Origin of the sequence: Laedolimicola sp. (assembly GCF_051972735.1) — a bacterium.
Lineage (GTDB): Bacteria > Bacillota > Clostridia > Lachnospirales > Lachnospiraceae > Laedolimicola > Laedolimicola intestinihominis.
Genome location: NZ_JBOKYU010000011.1, coordinates 37714 through 55245, shown reverse-complemented (window position 1 = coordinate 55245; position 17532 = coordinate 37714). Strand labels below are relative to the sequence as shown.

16 protein-coding genes and 1 riboswitch are annotated in these 17532 nt (G+C 52.0%); of the genes, 1 reads left to right on the top strand and 15 read right to left on the bottom strand.

Annotated elements, in window-relative coordinates; genetic code table 11:
- Positions 1–134: 134 nt before the first annotated feature.
- The 7 genes from rseP to ACTRC3_RS04605 form a co-directional block, all read right to left on the bottom strand.
- Complete coding sequence (rseP, locus tag ACTRC3_RS04635) at positions 135–1166, bottom strand: RIP metalloprotease RseP (RefSeq protein WP_440321891.1); 1032 nt, start codon at positions 1164–1166, stop codon at positions 135–137.
- Position 1167: 1 nt separating this feature from the next.
- Positions 1168–2310 (bottom strand): 1-deoxy-D-xylulose-5-phosphate reductoisomerase, encoded by a 1143-nt coding sequence (gene dxr, locus ACTRC3_RS04630; RefSeq protein ID WP_440321890.1) that lies wholly within the window; start codon positions 2308–2310, stop codon positions 1168–1170.
- Between the two features lie 27 nt (positions 2311–2337).
- A complete protein-coding gene (locus ACTRC3_RS04625) occupies positions 2338–3147 on the bottom strand; it encodes a phosphatidate cytidylyltransferase (RefSeq protein WP_178038223.1) in 810 nt (269 codons plus the stop codon).
- A gap of 1 nt (position 3148) precedes the next feature.
- Positions 3149–3856: an isoprenyl transferase gene (locus ACTRC3_RS04620; RefSeq protein ID WP_440321897.1), complete on the bottom strand. Its 708-nt coding sequence runs from the start codon at positions 3854–3856 to the stop codon at positions 3149–3151.
- A gap of 130 nt (positions 3857–3986) precedes the next feature.
- Positions 3987–4541, bottom strand: a complete 555-nt coding sequence (gene frr / locus ACTRC3_RS04615; RefSeq protein WP_178038221.1) for a ribosome recycling factor — start codon at positions 4539–4541, stop codon at positions 3987–3989.
- Positions 4542–4562: 21 nt separating this feature from the next.
- Positions 4563–5258 carry a UMP kinase gene (pyrH, locus tag ACTRC3_RS04610; RefSeq protein WP_178038220.1) on the bottom strand — a complete coding sequence of 232 codons (696 nt, stop codon included), beginning with the start codon at positions 5256–5258 and terminating at the stop codon, positions 4563–4565.
- A 177-nt stretch (positions 5259–5435) separates the two neighbouring features.
- The gene (locus tag ACTRC3_RS04605; protein ID WP_440321887.1) at positions 5436–6788 is read right to left on the bottom strand and encodes an alanine/glycine:cation symporter family protein; all 1353 of its coding nucleotides are present in this window, start codon (positions 6786–6788) and stop codon (positions 5436–5438) included.
- 81 nt (positions 6789–6869) lie between these two features.
- Positions 6870–6982, bottom strand: a riboswitch (glycine riboswitch).
- A gap of 197 nt (positions 6983–7179) precedes the next feature.
- Here ACTRC3_RS04605 and ACTRC3_RS04600 point away from each other — a divergent pair.
- Positions 7180–8841 (top strand): diphosphate--fructose-6-phosphate 1-phosphotransferase, encoded by a 1662-nt coding sequence (locus tag ACTRC3_RS04600; RefSeq protein WP_178038218.1) that lies wholly within the window; start codon positions 7180–7182, stop codon positions 8839–8841.
- Positions 8842–8891: 50 nt separating this feature from the next.
- Here ACTRC3_RS04600 and ACTRC3_RS04595 read toward each other — a convergent pair whose 3' ends face one another.
- The 8 genes from ACTRC3_RS04595 to ftsH all read right to left on the bottom strand — a co-directional run.
- Positions 8892–9602: an ABC transporter ATP-binding protein gene (locus ACTRC3_RS04595; protein WP_440321884.1), complete on the bottom strand. Its 711-nt coding sequence runs from the start codon at positions 9600–9602 to the stop codon at positions 8892–8894.
- 13 nt (positions 9603–9615) lie between these two features.
- Positions 9616–10374 carry an ATP-binding cassette domain-containing protein gene (locus ACTRC3_RS04590; RefSeq protein ID WP_178038217.1) on the bottom strand — a complete coding sequence of 253 codons (759 nt, stop codon included), beginning with the start codon at positions 10372–10374 and terminating at the stop codon, positions 9616–9618.
- Position 10375: 1 nt separating this feature from the next.
- Positions 10376–11440 carry a branched-chain amino acid ABC transporter permease gene (locus ACTRC3_RS04585; RefSeq protein ID WP_440321896.1) on the bottom strand — a complete coding sequence of 355 codons (1065 nt, stop codon included), beginning with the start codon at positions 11438–11440 and terminating at the stop codon, positions 10376–10378.
- Between the two features lie 9 nt (positions 11441–11449).
- Entirely contained in the window at positions 11450–12331 is an 882-nt protein-coding gene (locus ACTRC3_RS04580) for a branched-chain amino acid ABC transporter permease (RefSeq protein ID WP_440321894.1), read from the bottom strand.
- Positions 12332–12595: 264 nt separating this feature from the next.
- Complete coding sequence (locus ACTRC3_RS04575) at positions 12596–13789, bottom strand: ABC transporter substrate-binding protein (protein WP_349163578.1); 1194 nt, start codon at positions 13787–13789, stop codon at positions 12596–12598.
- Positions 13790–13918: 129 nt separating this feature from the next.
- Positions 13919–14896, bottom strand: a complete 978-nt coding sequence (locus tag ACTRC3_RS04570; protein WP_349163358.1) for an NYN domain-containing protein — start codon at positions 14894–14896, stop codon at positions 13919–13921.
- Between the two features lie 11 nt (positions 14897–14907).
- Positions 14908–15843, bottom strand: coding sequence for a ComEC/Rec2 family competence protein (locus ACTRC3_RS04565; protein ID WP_440321881.1), 936 nt, complete (start codon positions 15841–15843; stop codon positions 14908–14910).
- 135 nt (positions 15844–15978) lie between these two features.
- Positions 15979–17532 (bottom strand): ATP-dependent zinc metalloprotease FtsH (gene ftsH / locus ACTRC3_RS04560; protein WP_440321879.1); only part of this gene is annotated, 1554 nt, incomplete at its 5' end.

Genomic DNA, 17532 nt, shown 5'->3' with positions numbered 1-17532 from the left:
AACAAAAGCGGGAAGGCTCTCAAAAGTCCTTCCCGTTTTCTTATACTTCGGTACATCTGCTCACAGTCCGTATTTTCCGTTTTCCGTTCATCTCGGCATTTTTTTCCCTCTTGAAGCATCCTTTTTCAATGCTTCTACAAAATATTCCGGAAATCATTGAACATTACCACCAGCATCAACGCCATCAGAAGCATCAGCCCCACAAAATGCACCATACCTTCCTTCTCCGGGTCGATTCGTTTACCGCGTCGCAGGACTTCCAGAAAGAGAAACACCAGCCGTCCGCCGTCCAGGGCCGGGATGGGCAGTAGATTCATCACGCCCAGGTTGGCTGACAGGAGAATCGAAATATTCAGCATATTCAGCCATACGTAGAAACCGCCGTCCGACTTGCTGGCCTCATAGGTCTGGCCGATGGTGTTCACGATGCCCACAGGTCCCGAGATATCGTCGGCGCTCACCTGGCCGCCGAACATCATGCCAAGACTTTTCAGGGTCGTATCGATCCAGTATTTCACTTCATAAGCACTGTAATATACAGTCTGGAAAACATTTCCTTTTGCGCGGACGCCCGAGCCCTGAAAGCCCAGAAGATATGTGCCGCTCTCGCTCTGTTTCGGCTCCAACGTTACCGCGTGGCGTTCGCCGTCCCGCTCATAGGTGACCGTCACCGTCTCTCCCTGATGGGTCTGTACATAAAAACTGACTTCTCTGTATACATGAATCTTCTTGTGATTCATCTGCACAATCCGGTCTCCCGGCTGCATGCCCGCCTCCGCCGCCGGATAGCCGTCCATGACCGCCACGATGTCCGGCGCGTCATAGCCGATGCTGCCGACGATAAAAAGCGACAGGAAAAAGGCCAGTATAAAATTGAAAATGGGACCTGCCGCCACCACGGAAATCCGGGTCCAGACGGATTTGCTGCCGAAGGAATTCTCCTCGTTGCTCTCCCCGTCCTCTCCCACCATCATGCAGGAACCGCCGAAAGGCAGAAGCTTCACCGAATACCGAGTTTCGCCGATCTGTTTGCTGAAAAGCCTGGGACCCATGCCTAATGAAAATTCTGTCACGCCGATACCGCCCCGCTTCGCCAGCAGAAAATGACCAAACTCATGAAACAGCACGATCAGACTGAATATCAGAAGCGCAAGTATAATCTTCAACTTACCACCTGCTTTCGATAAATTCGTATACCGCCTGCTCTGTATCCAGAATCTCTTCCACAGACGGATTCTCTTTTACTGTATGATGTCCCATACAGGTCTCGATAATCTCCGGAATCTGCAGATACGCAATCTTCCGATCCAGAAATTTGGCTACCGCCCGCTCATTGGCCGCATTGTAGACCGTGGGCATGGAACCGCCCGCTGCCGCTGCGTCAAAGGCAAGCTTCAGCCCCCGGAACGTTTCCATATCCGGCTTTTCAAAGGTAATCTCCTGCAATTTCCAGAAATCCAGACGATCGCCCGGCAGGAAGCGCCGCTCCGGGTAATACAGGGCATACTGAATCGGCAGCTTCATATCCGGTGTGCCAAGCTGGGCAATCACCGCGCCGTCCACAAATTCCACCATGGAATGGATGATACTTTTGGGCTGTACCACGATCTGGATATCCTTTGGTTCCACGCCAAAAAGCCATTTGGCCTCCATCATTTCCAGACCCTTATTCACCAGAGTAGAAGAATCGATGGTAATCTTCTGGCCCATGGCCCAGTTGGGATGCTTCAGGGCGTCCTCCACCTGGATATTCTTCAGATCCTCCAGCTTCTTTCCACGGAAAGGTCCGCCAGAAGCCGTCAGCAGAATCTTCTTAAGCTGGCTGCGGTTTTCTCCGTGCAGGCACTGGAAAATGGCGCTGTGCTCGCTGTCCACCGGCAGAATCTTCACGCCGGTCTCCTTCGCCAGTGGTATAATGATATGCCCTGCGGTTACCAATGTTTCCTTATTGGCCAGTGCAATGTCCTTTCCCGCTTTCATGGCCGCAATAGTAGGAACAATTCCTATCATTCCCACGATGGCCGTCACGACAATTTCCGCCTCCGGCAGAGTGCAGACCCGGATGAGACCGTCCATACCGGATACCACCTTCACATCCAGATCCTTCACTGCGTCGCGCAGCTCTTTCGCCTTTTCCTCGGTCCAGACTGCCACCAGACGAGGATGGAATTCCCGGATCTGCTCCTCCAGCTTCTTGATATTGCTTCCGGCTGCCAGAGACACAATCTCCAGATCACCGTTATTTCTCGCCACTTCCAGGGTCTGGGTCCCGATGGAGCCCGTAGAGCCCAAGATTGCTATTTTTTTCATCGTATTCTCCTCATTATTTTTGGGAACTTATCGACTGAACACCAGCAGGGTCAGCGCATAAATAATCGGTGCGGTAAAAATAACGCTGTCGAACCGATCCAGAATACCGCCATGACCCGGAATCAGATGTCCATAGTCCTTAATGTTATGATTTCGCTTGATTGCGGAAGCCGCCAGATCGCCAATCTGGGATACTGCTCCGCCTGCCGCGCACAGAATCACGCAGCCCCGGATGTCCAGGTCAAAAATCATACCGTAGATGGCGCCTAAAAGCGCCGCGCCCACGATACCGCCGATGCCGCCCTCAATGGATTTCTTCGGGCTTAAAATCGGAGCCATTTTGTGCTTCCCGATGAGCATACCCACCGCATAGGCACAGGTATCGCAGCCCCAGGAACAGATAAAAATCAGGAAATACACGATAGGCGTATTCTTTCCCTCAATGGGAACCATACGGGTCTGGTACAGAAATGAAAGCATCAGCGCCACATATACCAGTCCGAAAAAGGGCGCGGTGATTTCATCGGTCTTATACTTCGGAAAGGTCACCACATAGACGCCCATCAGCACCATCAGGAAAGCTACCAGAAGCAGCGGACCCGCCAGATTCAGAGCCTCGCCCATGTATACAGTTCCGTAATAAAGCACCACGAAAATCATGCCCCAGATACCCGGCGCTTTTTTCTCCAGGCCAAATACCTGCAGGAACTCCCAGTATCCAATCAGGGAAATCAGCAGTGTGAATCCGAACAGCACCGGGCCGCCCACGATACCGGTGGAAATAATAATCGCCAGCAGTACAATACCGCTTATCAGCCTTGTAAAAAACGACTTCATCTTATTCCTCCCTTACGCCGCCGTAACGCCGGTCACGCTTATTATATGCCAGAACGGCCTTTTCCAGCTCCTCTTTGGAAAAATCCGGCCAGTGTACATCGGTAAAATAAAACTCGGAATAAGCCAGCTGCCATAAGAGATAGTTGGACAGCCGCTGCTCCCCGCTGGTGCGGATCAGCAGATCCGGATCCGGGATGCCTGCGGTATCCAGGTACTCTGCAAAGGTCTCCTCGCTGATATCCGCTGCGCTTAATTTTCCCGCATCCCGATCTGCCGCCATTTTCTTCATGGCTCGTACCATCTCGTCCCGGCTGCCATAGTTAATGGCAATCTGGAAATTCAGGCCGTCGTTATCCTTCGACGCCTCCTCCAGCTCCGCCACACTCTTCCGGATATCCTCCGCCAGTCCGGTCTTGTCGCCGATCACGCGAACCCGCATGTGATTCTTCTCCGCGGTCTTCAGACAGTTCTTCATATAGTTCCGCAGAAGCTTCATCAGAGCGTCCACTTCCTCCTGGGGCCGCTTCCAGTTTTCTGTGGAAAAGGCGTAAACTGTCAGGTATTTGATGCCCATGTTCCAGGCTTCCCGGCAGATGGTTTCCACCGTTTTGGCTCCCTGGACATGGCCGTAATTGCGGGGCATGCCTTTGGATTTGGCCCAGCGGCCATTACCGTCCAGAATGATGGCCACATGCTGCGGAATCTTGATATCTTTTTCCATATTTTTACTTCCTCCGTGTGTCTGTTGCGGCATTGTATACAATGTCCTTGAATCGCACAATGGGACGGGCAGCACAAATACACCACCCGTCCCCTCTTATTTTTTTGCGTAAAGACCCTTATACGGTCATGATCTCCTTGGACTTCTCATCCACTGCCTTATCAATATCAGCAATGTATTTGTCCGTCATCTTCTGGGTCTTGGTCTCCAGATCCTTCATATCATCCTCGGAAATCTCATTGGCCTTGTTCTGCTTTTTGAATACTTCGTTGGCGTCGCGGCGGATATTACGGATAGCTACCTTGGCAGCCTCTCCCTTCTTCTTGATATCCTTTACCAGATCTTTTCTGCGCTCCTCGGTAAGCTCCGGGAATACCAGACGGATCACAGTACCGTCGTTGGACGGCGTGATACCTAAATCAGAAGTCATAATCGCCTTCTCGATGGCCTTAATCAGGCTCTTCTCCCAGGGCTGAATCTGCAGCATTCTGGGCTCCGGCACGGAGATATTACCAACCTGCTGAATCGGGGTCGGGGTTCCGTAGTAATCTACCTTCAGCTTGTCCAGTACATGCGGATTGGCACGGCCTGCGCGGATAGCTGTGAACTCACGAATCATAGCGTCGTAAGACTTTGTCATTTTTTCTTCATATACTTTTAATCTCTCATCCATGTTGAAATCCTCCGATTTGTTTTATACAGTAATCCTGGTTCCGTTGAATTTACCTCTTACAGTGTCTACGATGCTGTTCTCTCCCTCAAGACCGAATACCAGCATCGGCATCTTATTCTCCATACACATGATGGAAGCGGTCAGATCCATCACAGCCAGACGCTTGTCAACCACCTCAGCGATGGAAATCTCGTCATACTTTTTGGCATTCGGATTCACCTTCGGGTCGCTGTCGTATACGCCGTCGATGGCCTTTGCCAGCAGAATTACGTCGGCCTCGATCTCAATGGCACGAAGGGTCGTGCCGGTATCTGTGGAGAAATAGGGGTGTCCGGTGCCGCCCGCAAAGAACGCTACGCCGCCCTCCTCCAGGAACGCTACTGCATCATCCTTGGTAAACAGTTTTGCGAAACCGCCGCATACAAAGGGGGTATATACCTGCGTCTTCATTCCCACGGAACGGAAAATCTCAGAGGTATAGATACAGTTCATAACCGTAGCCAGCATGCCAATCTGGTCCGCCTTGGTACGCTCCATATTCTCGCTGGTACGGCCTCTCCAGAAATTGCCGCCGCCAATGACAATGCCCACCTGAATGCCATCGTCCACCAGGGTCTTGACCTGCTTCGCCACGCCCAGAACCGTAGCCTCATCAAAGCCCGTGTGCTTCTCACCTGCGAGAGCCTCACCGCTTAATTTCAGTAATACTCGTTTCATGTTCGGATCTCCTTTTAGTCCGCAGCGCACGCACTGCTCAATACTAGATTTAGTATATCACACATTCCCACCCTATTTCAATGAGGGATTGCGTAAGATTTCTCTTTTCCGCCCTGAAAGCATAAAAATACCGCCGGCATCGTAATATATTCGCTGCCGACGGTGGACTTTTTCATTTTATTTTTTTCCGTATTTTTTACTGATTCCCACAACCACGCCGCTCAAGGCCAGAAGCGCCATGGCGTTCGGGATAACCATCAAACCGTTGAAGAAATCAGCCAGCTCCCATACCAGGTCTACCTTCAGGGTGGAGCCTACGATGATAAAGGCTACAACGATGATGGAGTAAACCTTGACTGCTTTCTTACCGAACAGATACTGCACGTTAATCTGTCCGAAGAAATGCCAGCTCAGCACGGTAGAGAAGGCGAAGAACAGAAGACAAATCGCTACGAAAATGTCGCCGAAGCTTCCGAAGCCTCTCATAAATGCTTCCTGGGTCAGGGCGATACCGCCTTTGCCGGAATCCATGGCTCCGGTGGTCAGCACAGAGAATACGGTCAGGTTCAGTACGATAAATGTATCAATGAACACGCTGATCATAGCTGTCAGTCCCTGCTCATGGGGATTCTTCGCCGCTGCCCGCGCGTGGGCGTGGGGCGTGGAACCCATACCGGCCTCATTGGAGAAAAGTCCACGGGCCACGCCGTAACGGATGGCTTCCCGCACGGTGATACCTGCCGCACCGCCGACTACCGCGGTCGGATTGAACGCGCCCACGAAAATCATTTTGAACGCGCCCGGAAGTGCGGTGATGTTCATGCCAATCAGAATCAGGCTGCCTACAATATAGATGCCCGCCATAAACGGCACGATTTTCTCCACCACTGCCGCCAATCTGGTGGTGCCGCCCACGAAGATAAACGCCGCAATCACAGCCAGAATGATACCAATGGCTACCGGCGGGATATTGATATTCCGGGATTCAAAGACGCCGGAAAATGCTGCGCCGATAGAGTTGGATTGTACCATATTGCCCATGAAGCCCAGGGCCAGAATAATAAAAATGGCGAAAATCACGGCCAGCACCCGTCCAAAGGTTCCTTTAAATGCCTGATGGATGTAGTAAACCGGTCCTCCGGTCACTTCTCCGTCTTTCTTGGTCTTATATTCCTGGGCAAGCGTCGCCTCGCCGTAAATCGTAGCCATTCCGAAGAACGCGCTGACCCACATCCAGAAGATGGCTCCCGGGCCTCCGGCGATCAGCGCCGTAGCCGCGCCGGTCAGATTACCGGTACCTACCTGAGCCGCTATGGCTGTGGCCAGAGACTGGAACGGAGTCATCTCGCCCTCCTTCCGCTCCCCGCCGGATGACTTAAAGTGACCAAATACAAGGCGGCAGCCCTCTCCGAACTTCCGTACCTGGATAAACTTCAGGCGGATCGTAAAGAAGATTCCCGTACCGCACAGGATGATGAGTAAAATCAAGCCCCACATCCATTCATTTACTGCTTTCACAAATTCCAACATTGCTTTTTCCCTCTCTTTTATTCGTAAAAAATAAGAGCTGATTTCTCAATCAGCCCTCCAAAGAGTTAGAACATTTACGCTTATGTAAGCCCTGTCCTTTTGCCTGAGAGATAGACAGCTGCAGCTTCTTTCCGAACCTGCGTCTGTGTTACACCTTCGGCGCTCATTACCTGAGACTCTCCAGAGTTCATCGATTTGTGTTTTTCGACAGTACTGACTATAGCATACTTTTGTCCGTCTGGCAAGGACTATTCATAAAATTTTTTCCCATGTTTCTATTTCTCCCGAAAATCCTGCACTTTTTCCCCGGTACTTGTTTACTTTTCTCCGAAAATATATTAAAATCGAACCGAACTATGTTTTACAATATTTTATAAAGGAGATTTTTGTTATGGAAATTTCAGCTTTACAGAAAGCCAGATATGAGTACGCTCCGAAGCTTCCGGGCATGCTCAGAAACGGCATCGCAGATATTTGCGTAAAAGAAGGCGAAGCTACACAGAGCGTAGCGGATCAGGACAAGATCAAAGCGCTGTTCCCGAACACCTACGGTGAGAAGGAAATCACCTTCGAGAAGGGCCAGAACACTTCTGCTCCTAAGAAGCAGGTAGTAGGCGTTATCCTTTCCGGCGGACAGGCTCCGGGCGGACACAACGTTATCTGCGGTCTCTACGACGCACTGAAGGCTACCAACAAGGAGAACGTACTGTACGGTTTCAAGGGCGGCCCCAGCGGACTGATCAACGATGATTATGTAGAGTTCGACGATGAGTTCATTAACGCATACAGAAATACCGGCGGATTCGATATCATCGGTTCCGGCCGTACCAAGCTGGAGACTGAGGAGCAGTTCGCTATCGTTTCCGAGGTTTGCAAGAAGCATGGCGTAACCGCAGTTGTTATCATCGGCGGCGACGATTCCAATACCAATGCAGCAGTTCTGGCTGAGTACTTTGCAGCACACAACACCGGCGTACAGGTTATCGGCTGCCCGAAGACCATCGACGGCGACCTGAAGAATGAGGATATCGAGTGCTCCTTCGGTTTCGATACTGCTACCAAGACCTACAGCGAGATCATCGGTAACATCGAGCGTGACGCAAACTCCGCTAAGAAGTACTGGCATTTTGTAAAGGTTATGGGAAGAAGCGCTTCTCACGTAGCTCTGGAGTGCGCACTGCAGACCCAGCCGAACATCTGCCTGATTTCTGAGGAAGTCGCTGAGAAGAAGATGTCTCTGTCCCAGATCGCTGACTACATTGCAGACTCTGTAGAGAAGAGAGCAGCAAAGGGCATGAACTTCGGTGTAGCTATCATCCCGGAGGGTGTGGTTGAGTTTGTTCCGGAGTTCTCCGTTCTGATTCAGGAGATCAACGAGCTTCTGGCCGGCAGCAAAGCTGACGAGTTCAACGCTCTGGCTACCTGGGCTGAGAAGTACGCATTTATTGAGAAGGGTCTGACCAAGGAGTCCATGGCTGTATTCGCTATCCTGCCGCAGGCAATTCAGCAGCAGCTGTTCATGGAGCGCGACCCGCATGGTAACGTTCAGGTTTCCCTGATCGAGTCTGAGAAGCTGTTCTCCTCCATGGTTGCGGCAAAGCTGGCTGAGAGAAAGGCTGCTGGTACTTACAATGGTAAGTTCAGCGCTCTGCATCATTTCCTGGGATATGAAGGAAGATGCGCATTCCCGTCCAACTTCGATTCCGATTACTGCTACTCTCTGGGTTACAACGCATTCATGCTGATTCAGTATGGCTACAACGGATACCTTTCCAAGGTTTCCAATCTGTCCAAGCCGGCTAATGAGTGGGTTGCAGGCGGTATGCCAATTACCAAGATGATGAACATCGAGAGAAGACACGGCGAGGATAAGCCGGTTATTAAGAAGGCTCTGGTTGAGCTTGACGGCGCTCCGTTCAAGTTCTTCGAGGCTCATCGTGAGCAGTGGGCTCTTGAAACCTGCTTTGTTTATCCGGGTGCTATCCAGTACTACGGACCGACTGAGGTTTGCGACGCTACGACTAAGACTCTGGCGCTGGAGCAGGCGAAATAAATTTGTAATCAAAAATCCCGTGTGGCAAATGCCACACGGGATTTTTTTAGTTATTCTCCCAGATACGCTTTCTTCACCTGGTCGTTGTCCAGGAGCATCTTGGCGTCGCCTTCCAGGACGATATTGCCGGTTTCGAGGACGTAGCCGCGGTCTGCGATGGACAACGCCTTCTTTGCGTTCTGCTCTACCAGCAGAACGGTGGTGCCGCCTTCGCTTACTTCGCGGATGATGTCGAAGATTTCGTTTACGAAGATGGGGGAAAGACCCATGGAGGGCTCATCCATCAGGATGATCTTCGGGTGGGACATGAGGGCGCGGCCCATGGCCAGCATCTGCTGCTCACCGCCGGACAGGGTTCCTGCCATCTGATTCTTACGCTCTTCCAGTCTGGGAAAACGCTTGTATACACGAAGCAGGGTTTCCTCGATCTCTTCTTTATCTTTTCGGGTAAATGCGCCCAGCTTCAGGTTGTCTAAAACGCTTAACTGCGCGAAGACGCGGCGGCCTTCGGGGACGTGGGCCATTCCCATGGATACGATTTTGTGGGCAGGGACTTTGGTGATATCCTGTCCCTCAAAGAGGATCTCGCCGTGTTTCGGGGCGATCAGGCCGGTGATGGTCTGCAGGGTGGTGGTTTTTCCTGCGCCGTTGGCTCCGATCAGTGCGATGACTTCACCCTCGTTTACCTCAAAGGAGATTCCCTTGATGGCCTGTATCATGCCATAATATACCTGTATATCTTTTACTTCCAGCATTGCCATAATTCGATTCCTCCTATTCTCCAAGGTAAGCTGTGATTACCTTCGGATCTTTCAGCACTTCTGCTGTCGGTCCCTCTGTCAGTACCTGACCGAAGTTCAGGACGGTCAGCTTCTCACAGATACCGGATACTAGCTTCATGTCGTGCTCAATCAGAAGAATCGTCATATGGAATTTATCCCGCACGAAGCGGATGGTCTTCATCAGTTCCAATGTCTCGTTGGGGTTCATACCGGCTGCCGGTTCATCCAGAAGCAGCAGCTTCGGGTCTGTGGCCAGTGCTCTTGCGATTTCCAGCTTTCTCTGCTTGCCGTAGGGCAGGTTGGACGCCTTGTAATCAGCCTCTTTATCCAGATCAAAGACCTTCAGAAGCTCCATGGCCCGCTCATTCATCTCCTTCTCCACTTTATAGTACTTCGGCAGACGAAGGATACCGGTCAGGGTAGAATATTGGTGATGATTGTGCAGTCCGACCTTTACATTGTCCAGAACCGTCAGTTCGTTGAACAGACGGATGTTCTGGAAGGTACGGGCGATGCCGTGCTTGTTGATTTCAATGGTTTTCTTGCCGGTAATATTTTCACCGTCCAGCATGATGTAGCCGTCGGTGGGCTGATAGACACCGGTCAACAGATTGAATACGGTGGTTTTTCCTGCGCCGTTGGGGCCGATGAGACCGTACAGCTGTCCCTGTTCTATCTCCATATGGAAATCATCCACGGCGCGAAGTCCGCCAAAGGAGATTCCAAGATTCTTTACTTCCAGTAATGCCATCTTATTTTACCTCCTCTGCTTTTTTGCCGCGTTTGAAAAACGCCTTAATGCGCTCCTGAATCTCCTGGCCTCCCTGGCTGGATGTGAAGATCATAGTCGCGATCAGGACGACTGCGTAAATCAGCATACGGTAGTCGTTCAGGGAACGGAGGAGCTCCGGAAGCAGGGTCAGTACCACAGCCGCGATGATAGAGCCGCGGATATTGCCGATGCCGCCCAGTACCACGAATACCAGGATCATGATGGACATGTTGTAGCCGAAGTTTTTCGGCAGCGCAATCAGCGTAGACAGGTTGTGGGCGTAGAGCACGCCTGCGGTTCCTGCCAGTGCCGCAGATACACTGAAGGCCAGAAGCTTGTATTTCGTAATGTCGATTCCCACAGACTCGGCTGCGATGCGGTTATCACGGATGGCCATGATGGCGCGGCCGGTACGGGAATTGATAAGGTTGATGACGATAAATAAGGTCACCAGGATCAGGATGATTCCGATGAGGAAGGTGGAATCGTTGGGGGTTCCGGTGATTCCCTGGGGTCCCTTGATGAGCACCTGTCCGCCCGGCTCCAGGCCTAAGGACATGCTGTCCTTGGTGGATACGTGGAAGCCTGCGCTGTCGCGACCCAGGAATACGACGTTGACCACATTTTTAATGATCTCGCCGAAGGCCAGGGTTACGATGGCCAGGTAGTCGCCCTTCAGACGAAGTACCGGAATACCGATCAGGAAGCCGAACAGGGCGGCTACTGCAGTTCCCACCAGAAGTGCCAGGAAGAATCGAAGTCCCGCCGGCTGAATTATGTCCGCTGTGATCTTGGAAAACAGCGCTCCGGAAAAGGCTCCGGCGCACATGAAGCCCGCGTGTCCCAGACTCAGCTCTCCCAGGATACCTACGGTCAGGTTCAGGGAGATGGCCAGAATCACGTATACGCACAGGGGAACCAGAAGTCCCTGTAAAAGACTGGAAATCATTCCCGCCTGCATACAAAGGGTAACGATAATATATGCTGCAATGACGATTCCATATGTAATCAGATTGCTGCGGAGCTGTTTGTTTATTTTCTTCATCTTCTTCACCTACACTTTCTCCTGAATCTGCTTACCCAGAAGTCCGGTAGGCTTCACAAGCAGTACGATAATCAATACCGCGAACACAATGGCGTCTGCCAGCTGGGAAGAAATATAAGCCTTGCTTAAGATCTCGATGACGCCCAACAGAATGCCTCCGATGAAGGCTCCCGGAATGGATCCGATACCACCGAATACCGCTGCCACGAAGGCCTTGATACCAGGCATGGAGCCGGTGTACGGGGTCAGGGCCGGATAGGAGGAGCACATCAGTACGCCCGCGATGGCCGCCAGGGCGGAACCGATGGCGAAGGTCAGGGCGATGGTCGCGTTGACATTGACGCCCATGAGCTGGGCTGCGCCGCTGTCCTCGGATACGGCCAGCATGGCGCGGCCGGATTTGGAATATTTCATAAAGGTCATCAGTCCGGCCATGATGATCAGGCAGGCCACTACAGTCACAATGGTTTCGCCGGAGATCACCAGCTTGCCGTCCATCAACTTCAGAGCCGGGATGGTCACGACCGAAGTGAAGGACTTGGTATTTGCTCCGTAAATCAGAAGTGCTACGTTCTGCAGGAAGTAGCTGACACCGATGGCGGTAATCAGCACGGCCAGCTTGGAAGCCTTTCTCAGTGGCTTATAGGCAATCCGCTCAATCAGAACGCCCAGGACTGTACATGCCACAACGGAAAGCAGGACGCCCACTACCGGCGGCATTCCCATACCGCTGATTGCGGTAAACGCCACGTAAGCGCCGATCATAATTACATCTCCATGCGCGAAGTTCAGCATCTTCGCAATTCCATATACCATAGTGTAGCCCAGCGCGATCAGCGCGTATACGCTTCCCAGACTGATTCCATTCACCAGGTAGGATATGAATCCTATCATACATAACACCTCTTCTTTTTGTCTGTTGACGAGTTTTGCGTTCTATTATAGCATAGAAGATCTGTTCATACAACACTTTATTGTGCTAACACGGCGTATTTCCAAAAACTTTTGCGTGTCGGCTGCCTTTTCTGACCTCAGACAGAAAAAGCGAAAACGAGAGGATCCCTGTGAAGAATCCCCTCGTTGGGTTGTTTTCCTGTTCATTGCGTTCACAGTAAAACGCCTTGCGGAACAGCGTCTGTGAATCTTTGCCTGAGCTTACAGTTCTGTGTACTCTCCGTCTACAACCTTAACTACCAGCGGAGCCTTGTTCGGCTCGCCATCCTCGCCCCAGGTGATATCCTTGCCGGTGATACCGCTGTAGGATACGGAAGCCATAGCCTCTTTCATCGCGTCGCACAGATCGGATACACTCATATCCGGTGTAGCGCCTGCTGCCTCGATAGCAGCCTTTACTACGTATACGCAGTCATAAGCGTCTGCCGCGAACTGGTTCGGAGTCTCGCTGTAAGCTGCCTCGTACTTGGATACGAAGCTCTGTACCTGCTCATCCTCAGACTTTGCTACGAACGGAGCCAGGAAAGTCAGACCCTCTGCCAGAGCGGTGTCGAAGTTCTCCACGCCCAGGATTCCGTCCATACCGTCGCAGCCGAAGAAGGTCGGCTCATAGCCCTGCTTGTTGCACTCTGCCAGTACCAGAGAAGCCTCTGTGTAGTAGAACGGCATGAACAGCAGGTCTGCACCTGCGTCCTTGGACTTCTGAACCTGTACGGAGAAGTCTGTCTTCGCGTCAGCTGTAAAAGCCTCTACAGATACAATATCGAACGGCTGGTTCTCTGCCTCTGCAGCGAACGCCTCATAGATACCTGTGGAATATACGTCAGAGCTGTCGTAGATAACAGCTACCTTCTGTGCCATTCCGTTCTCGCCGATGTACTTTGCGGACTCGGTACCCTGTGTCGGGTCAGAGAAGCACATACGATATGCGTTGTCATACTGTACGCACTCTACTGCTGTTCCGGACGGTGTAATCTGGAACATGTTGTCTGCATGAGTCTTCTCAACAACTGCGATACACGGAGCACTGGTGGTGGTTCCGATGAGAACCTGCATGCCCCAGTCTTTCAGGTTGTTGTAAGCGTTGACAGCCTTCTCTGCGTCATGCTCGTCATCCTGGAAGTTATAGTCGATCTGATATCCGTTGATTCCGCCTGCCTCGTTGATCTCGTCAACTGCGATCTGAATACCGTTCTTTACAGCATTTCCGTAGATAGCAGCGCCGCCGGTAATCGGGCCGGTAGCACCGATCTTAAATGTGTCGCTTCCTGATGCCTCAGCAGAAGAAGCTGCGGAGCTGTCTGTTGTGCTTGCGGTATCCTTGGATCCGCCGCATGCTGCGAGGGAAAGGACCATGGAACCAGCCAGAACTAAGCTTAATACCTTTTTCATAATAGTTTCCTCCTTTTGATATCCTCCGTAATCCTACGGTCACCCGCTAATTACTTGCCATCTATCTTACCCCCGCAAAATTCATTTTGTCAAGCGCTTTTTCCAGCTGTTTTATTTTCCGGATATTTGCCGCTATTTTTTCTCCCGGATACTGACGCTGTTGCCGCTGACCGAAAGGGAACGGATGCTGCGCAGGAAGCTGGACAGGCGGCTGTAACCATAATCCTTGATATCAAAGGAACTGTGCTTCTTGTGAATTTCCTCGTAAATCAGGGACAGATTGTCCACCTGCCCGCCGTTTTTCTGAATGAATACCCGAATCTCCTGTTCCAGCTTTTCCCGGTCTAACTGATCGTTCAGGCCCACCGCCCAGGCCGAATCCAGCTGATAGAGGAACAGCCTCGGGCAGGTATCTTTCAGGAATACCATCAGTTTCGTGTAACCGTAATTACGTACGTCAAAATCCGTAAACCGATCGTTCAGACGGCTGCCCAGCTCGCCCAGATACGTAATTTTGCCCTTGTTCTCATTGTCGTTGATGATGGAGATCATAGCGTCCTCAATCTGTGAAAGAGGCGTCACCGCACTGGTATGCTCCTCCTCTGCCGCCTTGCTTCCCTTCTTTTGTCCGCTTATGGCGGACATTGTCTCCACGTCGCCCACTTGCTTATTGATGAGATTCAGGTGAATAAATTTATTGCAGGCCTTGGTCAGGGCCATGGGCGTCTTGGATTCCCCCATACCGATGACGTACATATTTTCCTCTCGAAGGCGCATGGCCAGACGGGTAAAATCACTGTCGCTGGTCACCAGGCAGAAGCCGTCCACCTTGCCCGAATACAGGATATCCATGGCGTCGATGACCATGGCCATGTCGGTGGAGTTTTTGCCTGTGGTATAGGAAAACTGCTGGACCGGCGTGATGGAATTCTCCAGAAGCACCTGCTCCTTCCACCCATTGGACTTACCGGACCAGTTGCCGTAAATCCGCCGGAAGGACGCGTATCCGTAGTTCTCAATCTCATTAAAAATGCTTGCCGCGTACTTTGCGCTGATATTATCTGAATCGATCAGCACCGCGAATTGTTTCTTATCTTCTATCTGTTCCATTGCCTCTTCCTCTACTTTCCTTTCGGTTCTCCCGGCGTCCAGTTATCCGACGGGGATGCGTTGAACACGATCGTTTGTCCGTCTGACACGGCCACTATAGTACCCTGATCATCCGTCCGAAAAATCTGAATTCCCATTTCCCGGAGACGGTTTAAAACCTCCGCATGGGGGTGTCCGTAGGTGTTCCCCTCACCGCAGCTGAAGACCACATACTGGGGATCGACGGCTTTTAAAAAGTCCTCCGTATTGGCGGTACGGCTGCCATGATGGGCTGCTTTGTAAACGTCCGCATTCAGATTCTCCCCGCTGGCTGTCATGTCTTCCTCGGAATGCTCCTCGGCGTCCCCTGTAAATAAAAAGCTGTTCTCACCGAACTGCACCCGCACACCGATGGAATAATCATTGGCGTTACTGCCGTAGCTGTCTTTTACCGGACATACCACTGTCACCCGGGCCTCGCCCAACGCATATTCGTCTCCCGCTTTCGGGTGGGTAATCTGGTAATCTTTGGCCTTCACTGCCTGAATCACATCGTCGTAGGTCCGGGTATCCTTGCTGTAATCGGGCATCCATACCTCATCGCAGTCGAACTTGTAAATAATCACATCCAGGCCGCCGATGTGATCTGCGTCCGGATGGGTGCCGATGACGTAATCCAGATGGTCGATACCCTGATTTTCCAGATAGGCCTGTACCGTCGTACCCTTGCTGTTGTTGCCTGCGTCGATAAGCATAGCGTGATCGCCCTGCCGTATCAGAGTGCAGTCGCCCTGCCCGATATCCAGATAATGGACCTCCAGGGTAGATCCGTCGGATACGGCTGTGCCGCCCGTCTCTTTTGTAAGCTGTTCCTGCACCGGATAGACTGCCGCCAGTACCAGGGCGATCACCGCCAGCAGGAACCTCTTCGCCTGATTTTTTCCTTTTCCTCTTCTGCCTCGTGCCATAATGTCCTGTTATGCTCCCTGTTTTTCTAGTCTTTTCTTATTATAACACAAAACAGGCGTTCGAACACCACTTATTTTTCTGTTCGAACGTCTGCTTTGTGTTTCTTGTTCCTATTTCTTCCTATTATATAATTTTTATTCAGCTACTGCCGGTGCTTTCTCTTTGCGGTTCAGGATTTCCATGAATTCTTCGCCGGTGATGGTCTCCTTCTCGTACAGGAATTTGGCGATCTCATGGAGCTTCGGCATATTCTCACTCAGGAGCTTTCTGGCCTTCTCATGCTCGGCCTTCACGACTTCTACCACCTTTTTATCTATCAATGTCGCAGTCTCCGGTGAGCATGCCAGGGAAGTGTCGCCGCCCAGATACTGGTTGCTGACAGTCTCCATGGCCACCATATCGAACTCGTCATTCATACCAAAACGGGTAATCATGGCTCTCGCCAGCTTCGTAGCCTGCTCGATATCGTTGGACGCGCCGGTGGTGATGGAATGGAATACCAGCTCCTCGGCCACCCGGCCGCCGGTAAAGGTGGCAATCTTGTTCTCGATTTCCTCTTTCGTCATCAGGTTATGCTCGCCGGATTCCACCTGCATGGTGTAACCGAGCGCGCCCGAAGTACGGGGGATAATGGTAATCTTGTGAACCGGGGCGGAATGGGTCTGAAGTGCCGCCACCAGGGCGTGTCCCACCTCATGATAGGAAACAATCAGCTTCTCCTTATCGGAGAGTACCTTGTTCTTCTTCTGGTAGCCTGCGATGACCACCTCCACACTCTCCTCCAGATCACTCTGGGTCACAAATTTCCGGTTCTGGCGTACCGCGCGCAGAGCCGCCTCGTTGATGATATTGGCCAGCTCCGCGCCCGAAGCGCCTGCTGCCGCCCGGGCAATGGCATTGAAATCCACGCTTTCGCTCATATGAACCTTTTTGGCGTGAACCTTCAGGATATCCTCGCGGCCCTTTAGATCAGGCAGTTCCACCGGAACCCGTCGGTCGAACCGGCCCGGACGAAGCAGGGCCGGATCCAGGGAATCCGGACGGTTCGTCGCCGCCAGAATCATAACGCCTTTCCGGCCATCAAAGCCGTCCATCTCGGTCAGCAGCTGGTTCAGGGTCTGCTCCCGCTCGTCGTTGCCGCCCATACCGCCGCCGTCACGCTTCTTACCGATGGTATCAATCTCGTCGATGAAAACGATACAGGGAGCCTTCTCATTGGCCTGCTGAAACAGATCCCGAACCTTGGCCGCGCCCATACCCACGAACATCTCGACGAATTCTGAACCGGAAATAGAGAAGAAAGGAACGTTAGCCTCGCCTGCTACCGCCTTTGCAAGCAACGTTTTACCGGTTCCCGGAGGACCCACCAGCAGTGCGCCCTTCGGCATGGTCGCACCGATCTCCGTATATTTAGCCGGATTGTGCAGAAAGTCTACGATCTCGGTCAGAATCTCCTTGGCCTCATCCTCGCCCGCCACATCGGAGAATTTGATGCCGGTGGTGGACTCCACGTAAATCTTGGCGTTGCTCTTGCCGAAGGTCATGGCGTTGCCGCCCATCATGCCGCCCATTTTCTTGTTCAGGTTCTTCATCAGCATCTGGCCGATGACAATCATGATGATAAAAGGCACCATGGAGACCAGAAGGGACATCCAGGCGGGGGCCTCCTCCACGATCTCCGTACCGAA